The 14,271-nt window shown below is 72.3% G+C and carries 11 protein-coding genes; 2 read left to right on the forward strand and 9 right to left on the reverse strand.

Annotation, left to right across the window (positions count from 1 at the left end; genetic code table 11):
• Positions 1-113 precede the first annotated feature (113 nt).
• From HOY81_RS25435 to HOY81_RS25450, 4 genes are all read right to left on the reverse strand, one after another.
• The gene (locus tag HOY81_RS25435) at positions 114-2,195 is read right to left on the reverse strand and encodes a hypothetical protein (RefSeq protein WP_237323052.1); all 2,082 of its coding nucleotides are present in this window, start codon (positions 2,193-2,195) and stop codon (positions 114-116) included.
• Positions 2,196-2,326: 131 nt separating this feature from the next.
• Positions 2,327-2,680 (reverse strand): DUF6113 family protein, encoded by a 354-nt coding sequence (locus tag HOY81_RS25440; RefSeq protein WP_237323062.1) that lies wholly within the window; start codon positions 2,678-2,680, stop codon positions 2,327-2,329.
• A gap of 56 nt (positions 2,681-2,736) precedes the next feature.
• The gene (mshB, locus tag HOY81_RS25445) at positions 2,737-3,636 is read right to left on the reverse strand and encodes an N-acetyl-1-D-myo-inositol-2-amino-2-deoxy-alpha-D-glucopyranoside deacetylase (protein WP_237323053.1); all 900 of its coding nucleotides are present in this window, start codon (positions 3,634-3,636) and stop codon (positions 2,737-2,739) included.
• 52 nt (positions 3,637-3,688) lie between these two features.
• Positions 3,689-3,883 (reverse strand): DUF2304 family protein, encoded by a 195-nt coding sequence (locus tag HOY81_RS25450; RefSeq protein WP_237323054.1) that lies wholly within the window; start codon positions 3,881-3,883, stop codon positions 3,689-3,691.
• A gap of 208 nt (positions 3,884-4,091) precedes the next feature.
• Here HOY81_RS25450 and HOY81_RS25455 point away from each other — a divergent pair, with 208 nt between their 5' ends.
• On the forward strand, positions 4,092-6,329 hold the full coding sequence (locus HOY81_RS25455; RefSeq protein WP_237323055.1) for a S9 family peptidase: 2,238 nt from the start codon (positions 4,092-4,094) through the stop codon (positions 6,327-6,329).
• Positions 6,330-6,401: 72 nt separating this feature from the next.
• On the opposite strand, the gene HOY81_RS25460 is transcribed toward HOY81_RS25455, so the two are convergent.
• The 5 genes from HOY81_RS25460 to HOY81_RS25480 form a co-directional block, all read right to left on the reverse strand.
• Positions 6,402-7,535 carry an ABC transporter ATP-binding protein gene (locus tag HOY81_RS25460; protein WP_237323056.1) on the reverse strand — a complete coding sequence of 378 codons (1,134 nt, stop codon included), beginning with the start codon at positions 7,533-7,535 and terminating at the stop codon, positions 6,402-6,404.
• Between the two features lie 13 nt (positions 7,536-7,548).
• A complete protein-coding gene (locus tag HOY81_RS25465; protein ID WP_237323057.1) occupies positions 7,549-8,613 on the reverse strand; it encodes an ABC transporter ATP-binding protein in 1,065 nt (354 codons plus the stop codon).
• 11 nt (positions 8,614-8,624) lie between these two features.
• Positions 8,625-9,602, reverse strand: a complete 978-nt coding sequence (locus tag HOY81_RS25470; protein WP_237323058.1) for an ABC transporter permease — start codon at positions 9,600-9,602, stop codon at positions 8,625-8,627.
• A gap of 121 nt (positions 9,603-9,723) precedes the next feature.
• Complete coding sequence (locus tag HOY81_RS25475; protein ID WP_237323059.1) at positions 9,724-11,520, reverse strand: ABC transporter substrate-binding protein; 1,797 nt, start codon at positions 11,518-11,520, stop codon at positions 9,724-9,726.
• A 98-nt stretch (positions 11,521-11,618) separates the two neighbouring features.
• The gene (locus tag HOY81_RS25480) at positions 11,619-12,650 is read right to left on the reverse strand and encodes an ABC transporter permease (protein ID WP_237323060.1); all 1,032 of its coding nucleotides are present in this window, start codon (positions 12,648-12,650) and stop codon (positions 11,619-11,621) included.
• Between the two features lie 434 nt (positions 12,651-13,084).
• Here HOY81_RS25480 and HOY81_RS25485 point away from each other — a divergent pair, with 434 nt between their 5' ends.
• A complete protein-coding gene (locus HOY81_RS25485; RefSeq protein ID WP_237323061.1) occupies positions 13,085-14,188 on the forward strand; it encodes a hypothetical protein in 1,104 nt (367 codons plus the stop codon).
• The last annotated feature ends 83 nt before the right edge of the window (positions 14,189-14,271 follow it).

Genomic DNA, 14,271 nt, shown 5'->3' on the forward strand with positions numbered 1-14,271 from the left:
CGGCCCGGGCCGCTCGGCGGCACGCCCCGCGGCGGCAGGAGGGCCGCCGGTGTCCGCCGCGCCCTGCGCCTCCGCCGGGCCGTACGCGCGAGTGCCGCACCGGGCCGCCCCGGTCACCGGCTGCGGGCGCCCTCCACCTCGGCGACGCGCTTCTGCGGGGCCGGCGGCGCCGGTTCCCTGAGCGCCTCGATCATCGCCGCGGCGGCGTGCTTCGGGGTCATCTCCACCGTGCCGCTCCCGGCGTCGATCACGACTCCGTCGAACGCCGAACCGTAGGTCTCACCCAGCTTGGCCGTGTCGATCACCGGCACCAGCGTGTCCTCGCCGGGCTGCATGGTCAGGAAGGTGCCGATCGTCTGCTCGCTGAACGGCACCTCCACGTCGCCTGCGCGCAGCCAGACCCAGCCGGACATGGCGGTCTTCCCGAAGCCCTGCACGGCGGCCTCCAGCTCGCCTTCGCCGATCTTCGGCTGCTGCGTGGTGACGGGCAGCGGGACCGGCGCGTTCTCCCCGGTCGCCGCGCGCGTCCGGAAGGCCTGTTCCACCTTCGCGGCGGCGCCGGACACGTCGATGCCCTTGTGCTCCTTGCCGGGCACGGCCTTGGCCTTGCCGCCGGTGAAGACGACCTTGCCGTCCTGCGCCGCCCCGCCGCCGTCCACGGAGAGGCCGGAGAGCGCCGCCCGGAGCTTGTCCCGGTCGACCTCGATGGCCGCCTCGGCCTCCCGGGGGCCGCCGAGCAGCGAGCCGATCACCGACACCGGGTTGTAGTCCCGCCCGGAGGCGGCCCGGACGGTGGCCTCGGTGTCGATGGTCAGCCCGGCCACGCTGGGCTTGAGCTCCTTGCGCTCGCCCTCCACCACCACGGTGATCGGTGCGGTCATGCGCGTGGCGAGCGCGTCGTCCAGGGTGTTGACCGCGGACTGCCGGTCCTGGCCGCCGATGTCGACGCCCAGCACGGTGGTGCCGTTCGGCACGTCCGCGTGGTCGAGCAGCAGCCCCGCGCCGTACGCGACGCCGAGCACCCCGATCAGCGCCGCGCCGACGAGCATCAGCTTGGACCGCCCCTTGGCGGGCCGCGGCGGCTGGTCCCGGTCCCCGCGGTCGCGGGGCTCCTCCTCCGCACCGGCGGGTGCGCCCGGCTGCGGGGTGACGGGGAATCCGCCGGTGCTCTCGGCCGAGGGCACCCGCGGGATGCCGCTGACGAGGGTGTCACTGGTGACGCGCTCCTCGGGGCCCCCTCCGGCGGGGGCGCCCGGGCGGCCGCCCGGTGCTTCGCCGCCCTGCGCGTAGAGGGAGGACGGAGGCCGGCCGCCTTCGGGGAAGGCGGAGCGGCCGGTGCCGAGCCCGAGCGTCGAGCCGGCGGGCGGCTCCTCGCCCGGCCCCGGTACGCCCGGCCCCTGCGGGCCGCCCACGGCACCCGGGCCGAGCGGCGCGCCGGGCGGCGGGGTGAGCGGCATGTCCCCGGTGCCCGGCCCCGTGGTGGGCCCGGTCGGCCCGGTGGGTGCGGCAGGCCCGCCGGGGGGCGGCGGCCCGTCCAGGTCGGCGAGGGAGCTGCGGATCGGCCCGGCCGCCTCCGGCGGGACCGTGGGCACGCCGTCCGGCGGCGTGCGCGGGTGCTCCTCGGGTCCCTCGGCGTGCAGACCGGGGCCGTACGGCGCGGACCCCGGCCGGTCGGCCCGGTCCGGTCCGGTCCCGGGCTCCGGGGCCGGGCCGGGACCGCCCTGCTCCGGCGCCGGGCGCGGCGGCTTGCGGGGGGCGAACCAGTCGCTGGTCTTCGCGCCCTCGCCGCCGGAAGCCCCGCCGGCTGCCGGGCCCGCGGCCCCCGCGGCACCGGGACCGCCGGTCCCGGGCGCCGCACCGCCGGTGCCGCCCGAACCCTCGGGGCCCGGCGCGCCCTCGGCGGCCGCGCCGTCGCCCGTGCCGGGGTCCCCCTCGCCCTCGCCGACCGGCTTGCGCATCACGACCGGCGGAATCGGCCGGGAACCGGGGATGTTGATCCGGATCCGGGTGGTCAGCGTCGTCTCGGTCTTCTGCTCGTCCGCGGGTGCCCCCGCCTCGGCGCCCGCTCCGGCGGACGCCCGGTCGGTCGGCTCCGCGGGGCCCCCGGCGGGGCCGTACGGCTCGGTCCCCGGCGCGTAGGCGGGACCGCCGTGCCCCTGGGGCCCGGAGGACGAACTGTCAGTTTCACGGCTCAAAGCAGGTTCTCCCGGTTGGATCTGCCGCCCCTCGGGACTCTCCGGAGGCGGCTCGCCGGCGCGCACCACCATACTGGGGGCGGACGGCACGGAGCCGGGGACCACCGAATCGGCACATCGGCCGGGTGTGTTCAGCGCGTACCGGCCCTCGCCACGGGCACCGCGGGCAGCGCGATGGTGGCACACATCACGGCGAGGAGCATCCCGCCGAAGAGAAAGACATATGATCCGGCTCCGGTGCCGAAGAGGAAGTCGCCCTCCGGCCGGGCGGCGGTCGCCGCCACCACCGCCACCGCCCACCCCGCACCGGGCGCCACCGCGCCGACCTTCGTCCGCGTCAGCTTCGCCCCGCCGCCGAACAGGCCCCCGGCGGCCGCCAGCGCCAGCAGCAGACCGCCCGGGAACCAGGCGGCGTGCACCAGCGCACCCGCCAGCCCGGTCACCGCCCCGAGCGCGAACAGCACGCCGTACGCCACGACGCGCACCGCGGGTGCGCCCGTGCGCCCCGCCGCCTCGACGCCGCCCGCCTCCCTGGCCCCGTTCACTCCGCCACCTCCGGCACCCCGGCGAAGAGGTCGGCGGCCGGCGGGCCGCCGGGGGCGGACGCGTGGGCGAGCCGGTAGTCCTCGACCGCGAGCAGCGGCTGTCCCAGGTCGTTGGAGAGGGCGAAGAAGGGCTCGTGCACGGCGATCTGGGTCTCGTGTGCGCGCATCGCCGCACTCTTGGCGGCGGCCCACCTCCCGCGGCCGTCGATGCGCACCGCCACCTCGGCGTCGTCCACCACACCCGGCACGTCGCCGGGCTCGGCGACCCCCGGGAACGGCAGCTCCGCGCTCCGCTCCCGCAGCCGGGCGAAGCCCTCGTCGACCACGTCGCGCCCGGCACAGTTCCAGTAGACCCGGGCGACGGTGTGCGGGGCGTCCCGGCCCGTCCGGTGGTCCTCCCGGGCGGCCAGCTCCACCGCGCGCATGGCGACGCGGTGGGCCTTGACGTGGTCCGGATGGCCGTAACCGCCGTCCGGGTCGTAGGTGACGAGCACCTGCGGGCGCACCTCGCGGAGCACCGCGGCCAGCTCCCCCGCCGCCTCGTCCAGCGGCGCCTGCCAGAAGCTGTCCGGCCGGTCGTTCTGCGGCAGGCCCGTCATCCCGGAGTCGCGGTAGCGGCCCTCGCCGCCCAGGAAGCGGTGGTCCGTCACGCCCAGCTCCCGCATGGCCGCGGCCAGTTCCCCGACGCGGTACGGCCCCAGCCGGTCCTCCCGGTCCGGCGCGAGATGCGCCAGCCGGGGCGGGATCACCTCGCCCTCCTCCCCCCGGGTGCAGGTCACCAGCGTGACCCGGGCGCCCTCGGCGGCGTACCGGGCCATGGTGGCGCCGTTGTTGATCGACTCGTCGTCCGGGTGCGCGTGCACGAGCAGCAGACGGCGCTCGGGGGCATCGGTCATCCCCCGAGCTTACGACGCGCGTCCGGCGACGACCCGTCCGGTCACCGCCCGGCTAGAGCTTGATGTCGCTGATCATCCCGGCGACGTTCGACGTGACCTCGCTGATCGTCGGGGCGATCGACGAACTGGCGAGGTAGAACCCGAGGAGCATGCAGACCACCGCGTGCCCGGCCTTGAGGCCCGATTTCTTGACGAGCAGGATGACGATGATCGCCAGCAGCACCACCGCCGAAATCGAGAGTGCCACGGCGGTTCACCTCCGTAAGCGCGCGTCGGGGACGTCTGGGGAAAGGGTGCGAGGGCTTCATACCCGCGGACCCACCATGCGCAACGGATCATAACTATCCGTGCCCCGGCACGGGATCGGAGCACAGGTGCAAGGGAGGGGCGCATATGCAGGTTTCAGCCAGGGCGTTCGGCCTCCCGGGCGGGTCCCGCCACGTACGCTCGGGCACATGGCTACCACCTTCCCCCGGCAGTACGCGCGGACGAACCGCTTCACCCTCGGCGCCCCCCGCGCCTTCACCGTGTCCCCCGACGGCGAGCGGGTCGTCTTCCTGCGCTCCCGGGAGGGCGCGGACCGGGTGCACGTCCTGTGGGTGCGGGAGCGGGGCGACGGGCCGGACGGCGGGCGCGAGTTCGCCGCCGCGGACCCGCGGGTGCTGCTGGGCGGCGCGGACGAGGACCTGCCGCCCGAGGAGCGGGCCCGCCGGGAGCGGAGCCGGGAGAGCGCGTCCGGGATCGTCGGCTACGCCACGGACACCGCGGTCGAGCTGGCCGCCTTCGCCCTCTCCGGGCGGCTGTTCACGGCCGAGCTGCGGGCCGGCACGGCCCGGGAACTCCCGGCGCGGGGCCCGGTGGTGGACCCGCGCCCCTCGCCCGACGGGCGGCACGTCGCCTATGTGAGCGGCGGCGCGCTCCGTACGGTCGGCACCGACGGCTCGGGCGACCGCGCGCTCGCCACCCCCGAGGCGGAGACGGTGACCTACGGGCTGGCGGAGTTCGTCGCCGCCGAGGAGATGGGCCGGTCCCGTGGCTTCTGGTGGTCGCCGGAGAGCGACCGGCTGCTCGTCGCCCGCGCCGACGACGCCCCGGTACGGCGCTGGTGGATCGCCGACCCGGCGCACCCGGAGCGCGAGCCGGCCGCGGTGGCCTACCCGGCGGCGGGCACGGCGAACGCCGAGGTCACGCTGCACCTGGTGGACGTGGAGGGCGAGGGCCGCACCGAGGTCTCCTGGGACCGCACCCGCTACCCCTACCTGGCCCGGGTGCACTGGTCCCGGCACGGCTCGCCGCTGCTGCTCGTGCAGGCGCGGGACCAGCGCACCCAGCTCTACCTGACCGTGGACACCGCCACCGGCGCCACCTCCCCGCTGCACGCGGAGGACGACGACTTCTGGCTGGAACTCTTCCCCGGCGTTCCCGCCTGGACCCCGGACGGGCGACTGGTCCGCATCGAGGACACGGGCGGCGCCCGGGTGCTGATGGCCGGGGACCGGGCGCTCACCTCCGGCGCCCTCCATGTGCGAGCGGTGCTGGACATCGGGGAGGAGGACATCCTCTTCTCCGCCTCCCCCGGCGACGGCCCCCGCGGAGGCCTCGCCGGCGAGCACGGCGAGCACGACCCGTCCGGCCCGTCCGGCGCCGGCCGCGGGACCGGCCGTCGCGACCCCGGCGACATCGGCGTCTACCGCGCCGCCTTCCGCGGCAGCGGCGACAAGGGCGGCTGGGAGCGGCTCGCCGTCGACTCGGGCCCGCACGTCGCCTCGGCCGTGCGGGGCGGCGACACCGTGGTGCTCACCTCCGCCGCCCTGGACCGCGCGGGCGCCCGCACCACCCTGCTGCGGCTGCGCGAGGACGGCGGCACCGAGGAGCGCGGCACCGTCGCCTCGCTGGCCGAGGAGCCGGTGCTGCGGGCCGCACCGCGGCTGCTGCACGCCGGCAAGCGGGAGATCCCGGCGGCCGTCCTGCTGCCGGCCGGGTACCGGGAGGGCGACGGCCCGCTGCCGGTGCTGATGGACCCGTACGGCGGCCCGCACGGCCAGCGCGTCGTCGCCGCGCACAACCCGCACCTGACCTCGCAGTGGTTCGCCGACCAGGGGTTCGCGGTGGTGGTCGCGGACGGACGCGGTACGCCGGGGCACGCGCCGGGCTGGGAGAAGGCGGTCCACCGGGACCTGGCGGCCGTGGTGCTGGAGGACCAGATCGCCGCGCTGCACGCGCTCGCCGAGGAGCACCCGCTGGACCTCGGGCGGGTCGGTATCCGCGGCTGGTCGTTCGGCGGCTACCTGGCCGGCCTGGCGGTGCTGCGCCGCCCGGACGTCTTCCACGCCGGGGTGGTGGGGGCGCCCGTCACCGACCTGCGGCTGTACGACACGCACTACCAGGAGCGCTACCTGGGCACCCCGCAGGACGACCCGGAGGTGTACGCGGCGAACTCGCTGCTCACCGACGAGGGTCTCTCCGGGGCCGCCGCGGAGCACCGGCCGGTGATGCTGATCCACGGCCTGGCGGACGACAACGTGGTGGTCGCGCACACGCTGCGGCTCTCCTCGGCGCTGCTGGCCGCCGGGCGGCCGCACGAGGTGCTGCCGCTCTCCGGGGTCACCCACATGACGCCGCAGGAGCAGGTCGCGGAGAACCTGCTGCTGCTCCAGGTGGAGTTCCTCCGGCGCAGCCTGGGCCTGGGCTGACCTCTCACGGACAGGCCCCGGCCCCGGGGCCGCCCGTGCGGGCGGCCCCGGGGCCGGGGCTCTCCGGGGGTCTCAGGGCTGCTTCTGGCGCCCCTTCTCCAGGGAGGTGAGCGCCTCGTCCAGCACCACGTCGTCGCCGTGCCGGGCGGTGGTCCCCTCCTCCGGGAAGTGACAGGCCGTCAGATGCCCTGCGGCGTTGCCGGAGATCTGCACCAGCGGGGGCTCCTCCTCGGCGCACTTGTCCTGCGCCTTCCAGCAGCGGGTACGGAACCGGCAGCCGGAGGGCGGGTTGATCGGCGAGGGCACGTCGCCGGCGAGCCGGATGCGCTCCCGGCCGCCGTCTCCCCCCTCCACGTCCTCGTCCAGCGAGGCCTCCGGCACGGCGGAGAGCAGTGCGTGGGTGTAGGGGTGGCGCGGCTTGGCGTAGATCGCCTGCCGGTCGCCGACCTCCACGATCTTCCCCAGGTACATCACCGCGACCCGCTGCGAGAAGTGCCGCACCACCGCCAGGTCGTGGGCGATGAAGACGAAGGCGATCCCCATCTCCCGCTGCACCTCCTGGAGGAGGTTCACCACCTGGGCCTGGATGGAGACGTCCAGCGCGGACACCGGCTCGTCGGCGATGATCAGCTTGGGTTCGAGGGCGAGCGCCCGCGCCACGCCGATGCGCTGCCGCTGACCGCCCGAGAACTCGTGCGGGAAGCGGTTGTAGTGCTCGGGGTTGAGGCCGACCGTCTCCAGCAGTTCCCGCACCCGCTTCTCGCGGCCGCCGGGCGGGTCGATCCCGTTGACCTCCATCGGGCCGCCGATGATCGAGCCGACCGTCTGCCGGGGGTTGAGCGAGGAGTACGGGTCCTGGAAGATCATCTGGATCTCGGACCGGATCGGGGCGAGCTGCCGCCGCTTGGCGTTCGTGATGTCCTGCCCGCGGTAGGTGATCTTCCCCTCGGTCGGCTCCAGCAGCCGGCTGAGGAGCCGGCCGGTGGTCGACTTGCCGCAGCCCGACTCGCCGACCAGACCGAAGCTCTCGCCGGCGTGGACCTTGAGGTCGACGCCGTCGACGGCCTGCACGGCACCGACGGTCCGCTTGACCGGGAAGCCGCCCTTGATCGGGAAGTGCTTGCGCAGCCCCTCGACCTCCATCAGCGGCTCGCCGGTCTGCGGGCCTGCGCTCTCCGGCGTGCTCAGGGTGAGTTCGTTGCTCATTGTCGCGTTCTCCCTAGGCCAGCCGGGGCTTGACCTGCTCGACGAAGAAGGTCCGCTTCTGCTCCGGGGTCAGGTGGCAGGCGGCGGCCCGTCCGGCGGGCAGCTCGGGACGGTCCTGGCTGCAGGAGAGGCCGCCGCCGACCTGGTCCTTGTAGGTGCAGCGCGGGTGGAAGGCGCAGCCCGACGGCGGGTTCAGCAGACTGGGCGGGGTGCCCTCGATGGGCAGCAGCTCCTCGTCCACGTTCGACCCGAGGCGCGGCATGGAGCTGAGCAGTCCCCAGGTGTACGGGTGCTGGGGCGACCGCAGCACCTCGCGGACGGTGCCCCGCTCGACGGCGCGGCCGCCGTACATCACCAGGATGTCGTCCGCCATGTTGGCGATGACGCCCAGGTCGTGGGTGATGAAGACGATGGCCGAGCCGAACTCCTGCTGGAGGTCCTTGAGCAGGTCCAGGATCTGCGCCTGGACGGTCACGTCCAGGGCGGTGGTCGGCTCGTCCGCGATCAGCAGGTCGGGGTTGCAGACCAGCGCCATGGCGATCATGGCGCGCTGCCGCATGCCGCCGCTGAACTGGTGCGGGTAGTCGTTGACCCGGAGCTTGGGGTTGGGGATGCCGACCTTCTCCAGCATCTCGATCGCCCGCAGGTGGGCCTCCCGCTTGGAGGCCCCGGTGTGCTTGCGGTACGGCTCCGCGATCTGCCGGCCCACGGTGTAGAACGGCGACAGCGCCGTCAGCGGGTCCTGGAAGATCATGGCCATCTTGTTGCCGCGGAGCCCCTCCAGGGTCTTCTCGCGGGCCCCGATGAGCTGCCGGCCCTCCAGCGAGATCTCGCCGGTGATCTCTGTCTTCTCGGGGTTGTGCAGCCCGAGGATGGTCAGGTTGGTCACCGACTTGCCGGAGCCCGACTCACCGACGATGCCGAGCGTGCTGCCGCGTTCGAGATCGAAGGAGAGTCCGTCCACCGCCTTGACGATGCCGTCCTCGGTGGAGAACCGGACATGCAGGTCGCGTACCGAGAGGAAGGCGCCCGACCCGGTCGGGGACGGCGTGTCCTCGGTCGTGGTGAGTGTGGTCACGGGTCGATCTCCTAGGACAGGCGCACGCGCGGGTCGATGAAGGCGTACAGCGCGTCCACGACGATGTTGCAGATGAGGATGAAGGTGGCACCGACCAGCATGACACCCATGGTCATCGGCAGGTCCTTGTTCTCCACCGAGTCCACGGCGAGGCGGCCGAGGCCGGCCAGGCTGAAGGTGAACTCGGTGACGACCGCGCCGCTGAGCAGGGCGCCGAGGTCCACGCCGATGATGGTGACGATGGGGATCAGCGAGCCGCGCCAGGCGTAGCGGAAGAACACGTACTTGCGGGACATGCCCTTGGCCTTGGCCGTGCGGACGTGGTCCTCCTGGAGCTGCTCGATCATCGTGGAGCGCGACATACGGGTGTAGTTCGCGGTGAAGATCAGCGACATCACGAACCAGGGGATGATCAGGCCACCGGCCCACGCGAGGGGGTTGTCGGTGAACGGCACGTACTTCGGTGCCGAGAGGATCCCCGTGTTGTAGACGAGCAGTCCCAGGACGATCGGGCCCAGGAAGTAGATCTGCATCGAGCTGAAGACCAGGGAGGCGGAGCTGACGGTCTTGTCCGTCATGGTGCCCTTCTTGCGGGCGGCGATCATGCCGAGGCCCACACCGAGGGTCAGGAAGATGATCAGGCCGCCGACGGTCAGGGAGACGGTGAGCGGCAGCCGGTCCATGATCGTGTCCCAGATCATGCGCTCGTCGTCGAAGGAGACGCCGAAGCAGGGTGCGTCGCAATGGCCCACGGCGAAGTCGCGGCCGGCCACGATGCCCTTGACGAACTCCCAGTACTGCACCGGCACCGGCTTGTCGAGGCCCATGGCCTCGCGGATCACCTTCAGGTTCCCCTCCGTGCAGTTGCGACCGCAGGAGAGCATCGCCGGGTCCTGTGGGATGGCGAAGAAGATGAAGAAGGTGAAGGCGCTGATCAGAACGAGGATGACTGCTGCGCCGATCAACCGGCGAGTCAGATATTTCAACATAGGAGGTTAACTGCTCTCAGCACGGCCGCTACGACGGGAGAGGTTCGGGGTGTGACTCGGACCGGTCCCCGGAGGTGCGCGCTTGTGGCACGCACCCCCGGGGACCCGGTGTGTGGAGCTGTTACTTCTTGATGTAGAGCCGCGAGATGTCGATGTAGGACTTCACGGTGCTGTACCGGGCACCGCCGATGTCCGAACCGTAGATCTGCAGCATCTTGGTGTAGTACAGCGGGGCGGCCGGGTTGACCTTCTCCACGATGTACTTGTGCAGCTTCGTCCACTCCTCGGTGGCCTTGGCCGGGTCCTGGATCTTGAGGATCCGGTCGATCTCCGAGTTCACGTGGTCGTTGTCGATGTGCGAGTAGTTCGACGCACCGTCGGCGATGGCGTCACCGTCGTAGACCGGCGGCACGACCGTGGAGGCGGACGGCCAGTCCTGGCCCCAGCCGGTCATGTAGATGTCGTAGCCGTTCTTCACCTTGCCGACCTGCTCGTACCAGGTGGCCTGGTCGACGTCCTTCTTCTGGACGTCGAAGCCGACCCGCTCGAGCGCCTGGGTGACGATCTCCGCCTGCTTGGCGCGGTGCGGCACGTTGGCGTAGGCGTAGACGAGCTTCATGCCCTCCGCGCCGGCCTCCTTGAGCAGCTCCTTCGCCTTCTCCGGGTCGCCGTTCGGCTTGCTGAGCTTGCCGTACGGGTCGTAGCCCTTCTCGTAGCCCGGGACGGTCGGGGCGAGCAGGCCGCCGGCCGGCTCACCGCCGTAGGTGCCGCCGTCGGGCTGCAGGATCTGGCCGTTCGGCAGGGCGTAGGTGATCGCGTCGCGGATCTTCTTGTCCTTGATGCGGTCCATGTTGAAGTTCAGCTGCCACACGTAGGGCTGGTAGCCCTGCACGGTGCGGTTCTTCGCCTCGGTGACGACCTGCTTCACCTTGGAGGAGTCGACCTGACCGCTCATCTGGATGGCGCGCTTGGACTCGCCGCGGTCGGAGAGGATCCGCTCGGTCTGGTCCACCCGGCTGTGGTTGAAGGTGATGTTCCAGCCGTCCACGTACTGGTGGCGCACCGGGTCCGTCTTCGGGTCCCACTGCTCGTTGCGCACCAGCTGCATGGTCTTGCCGGGCTTGAACTCCTTGATCTTGTACGGCCCGAGGGCGACGAGACCCTTGCCCTGGTCGTACTTGTCCTTCGTGTCGTTCTCCTTCGGCACGATGGAGTAGCCGGGCATGGTCAGGGCCTGCGGGAGGTCCGGACGCGGCTCGTCGAAGTGGAAGATGATCGTCTTGTCGTCCGGCGTCTCCAGGACGTCGTCCGGCAGGTGGTCACCCTTGTACGGGCCGTCCGGCAGCGCCTCACGGTAGGTGGAGCCCTCGCCGGAGAGCCACTGCTGGAGGTAGAGCGGGCCGTCGGTGATGACCTCGGAGTACAGCCGCTCGACGGTGTGGCGGACGTCCTCGGAGGTGATCGGGTCGCCCTCCTGGTCCTTGACGCCGTCCTTGAGGGTGTAGGTCCAGGTCTTGCCGCCGTCGGACTTCTTGCCGGCGTCGGTGGCCAGGTCGCCGACGACGGTCTTGTTGCCCTTGCCGTCCTCCTTGAACGTGGTCAGACCACGGTGGATGAGGGTGGCGAGCTGACCGGCGTCGCTGACGTAGATCTCGCCCGGGTCCAGGTGGGAGAAGTCGTCCTCCTGGTAGACCCGGATGGTGCCGCCCTCCTGGGCGCCCTTGACCTCTTCGGCCGGGCCCTGGGAGGCCTCCGCGTCACCGTATTCGACGGCCACCGACTGCGCCTTGGCGTCCTTGTCCGTGGTGTCGGGTCCGCTGGTGCTGTCGCTGCCGTCACTGCAGCCGGTGAGCACCAGGGAGCCGGCCGCGAGGGCGATGACCGCCCCGCGCGCTCTGCGCGATCGGAAGAAATTCATGATGCCGAATGCACCTGCCTGTCAGTTGGGATCCGTCTGCTGCCCTGTCGCGTCCGGTCAACCGGTGCGGGGGTGGCAGCCCCCCTTCGGGTGGACGATCAACGTCCGGACTTGGGGTCGAAGGCGTCTCGCACGGAGTCGCCGAGAAGGTTGAACGCCACCACGAAGATCACCATGGCCACGCCGGGGAAGAACATGTACGTCGGGTCGTTCTCATAGATGCGTCCCGCGACCGCGAACATCCGGCCCCAGTCGGGAGTCGGCTCCACGAAGCCGACGCCGATGAAGGACAGGAACGCCACGCTCAGGATGGCGCCGGGCAGCATGTACGTGCCCTGCACCAGGACCGGGGTGAAGATGTTGGGGAGCAGCTCCCGGCGGATGATCCGCCAGGGCGACGCCCCCGTCACCTTCGCCGCCTCCACGAACTCGCGTTCGCGCAGGCTGAGCACCTGACTCCGCACCAGACGGGCCATGCTCATCCACCCCAGGAACCACAGCACCGTGATCATCGCGACGGCCCGGAGGTAGGTCGGGGTCTCCTCGCTCGGGTCGACGAAGACCGCCGTAACCACCGGCATGGTCGCGATGAAGAAGAGCTGGCTGGGGAAGGACATCAGGAAGTCCGTCACCCGGCCCAGCCAGTAGTCGACCTTGCCGCCGAAGTAGCCGCCGACCAGGCCGATGATGACGCCCGTGGCCACCATCAGGATGGTCACGACCAGGGCCGTGTACAGCGAGGTCCGCATGCCGTAGAGGAGCTGCATGAAGACGTCGCGGCCCAGCTCGGGCTCGATACCGAACCAGTGCTCCGACGACATGCCGCCGTTGGGGCCGGTCGGGAAGCCGAAGGGATCCAGCAGTCCCGGGTTGTTCAGACCGTACAGCGTGTACGGATCCTTGCCGTAGAGCCAGGAGATCACCGGGGCCAGCGCGGCGACCGCAAAGAAGAAAATCACTACACAGGCAGAGATCACGCCGGTACGGTCGCGCTTGAAGCGCATCCACATCAGCTGGCCCGGCGACCTGCCGGCATGGCCGGTCTGCCCGGCCTGATCCTTGCTCAGGCTTTCCGCCTCGGGACCAGGGGTGTCGGTCCCGGCCGTCGAAGCCTGGGTTGGACTCGTCATCGCGTGTGTGCCCCCGCGCTCGTGGTGCTCGCTGAACCCGTTGGTAAGGCACCGGGGTGTGCCGTGGGTTGAGCGGACTTTTGCAAGCGGCTAAGTCCGCAGTCAAGAGGTCCAGGCCCCGTCACATGGACCCGGCATGCATCTTGAGCGAAGATTGTGCAGATTGACGTGCCAGCGTGCTTGACAGAGTGGCAGCGTACTGGACAAAAAGGGACCAATCCAGAACAAACGCCTTAACAGTCTCGCAACGTGGTCGTCGCGACACCGATATACGAACGCATTCACCTGAACTCCGTACGGACGTCACGCACGCCTCTCACAGGTCCGCCCAGCCGCCCCCACACCCCGTGCACTTGTTGCGCGACGCGCCACGCGGGTAGACCTGTGACGAGGTCCGGTCGCGGACACCGGCATCGGCAGTGGGGGGCGCGGGGATGGGGCAGCAGCGGACACTGGCACCCGGGGCACGGGTCTTCGGCGGCGTCGTGCTGAGCGTGCTCGCCGTACTCAGCCTCGGATGGATCATCCGGGACTTCACCAAAGCACACGAGATCACCGACGTCTGGTGGATGTGGTGCGGCCTCATGGCACGGGCCGAGGGCGGCGTCTGGGTCACCTCCTGGCTGGACCCCCTGCTGGTGATCGTCTACGCCGCCGCCGTGGTGCCGGCGCTCCGCTCCTCCTCCGCCGCCGGAGTGCTCGCGGCGACCGGCCTGCTCACCGTGGTGCTCCGGGCGCCCAGCCTGTGGAACCTGCACGCCGACTGGCTGCAGGGCGTCGAGGCCGGGCTCCGCACGAAGACCCTGCTCACCGCCGTCGGCGCGGTGGTGCTCGGCGGCGCGCTGCTGGTGGCCGCCGCCGCGGGCCGCCGGCCCTTCGGGAGCGACGCCCCCTCCGCCGACCCCGGGGAGCGCACGCCGGCCCGGCCCACCACCGGCGCCGGCGTCACGGCCCTGCTGCTGCTGGGTGCGGCCGGGGCCGGGCTGGCCGCCTGGGAGATCCACTGGTGGCAACGGTTCGGCAGCGAGCTCTACGGGCAGCGCGTCACCGGCGAGCGCACCCTGCTCACCCTGCTGGCCGCCCCGGGAGGCTGGACCTCCTGGGCGCTGGCGGCCCTCGCCCTGGGCGCCGGGGTCTGCGCGGTCGCCCGGGCGTCCTTCGCCCGCCCGCTCGGCCTGACCGTGGCCGGCCTGCTGCTGGGCAACGGCGTCCTCGGAGTGGCCGCCGCAGTGGAACAGCGCCTCTTCCCCCACTTCTCCGAGCTGGACACCCGGTTGCAGCTCGACCTCCTGACGGACGCCGGCTACCTGCTCACCGGTGCCGTGGTGCTCCTCACGCTGGCACTCGGCGCGGAGCGGCCCGCGGAACCCACGGCCCCCCTCGCGGGCGGGCCCGGGGCTCCGCAGGGCTTCGGGGAGCCCTGGGGCCCGCCCGGAGAGCCGTGGCCCGGCTCCCCCGCGCAGGGCGGCGGGTTCGGCCCGCCGCCCCCGCCGTACGGGCGGCCGCCCGCCCCGGGAGAGCAGCCGCCGCACTGGTGAGGCCCGGCCGGCAGCCGGCAGCAGTCCCCGGTCCCGGAGGCGCTGCGGCCGCGCGAAGTCCCCGGCCGGCCCGGCCGCCCGGG

Origin of the sequence: Streptomyces sp. JJ36, assembly GCF_021696945.1 — a bacterium.
Lineage (GTDB): Bacteria > Actinomycetota > Actinomycetes > Streptomycetales > Streptomycetaceae > Streptomyces.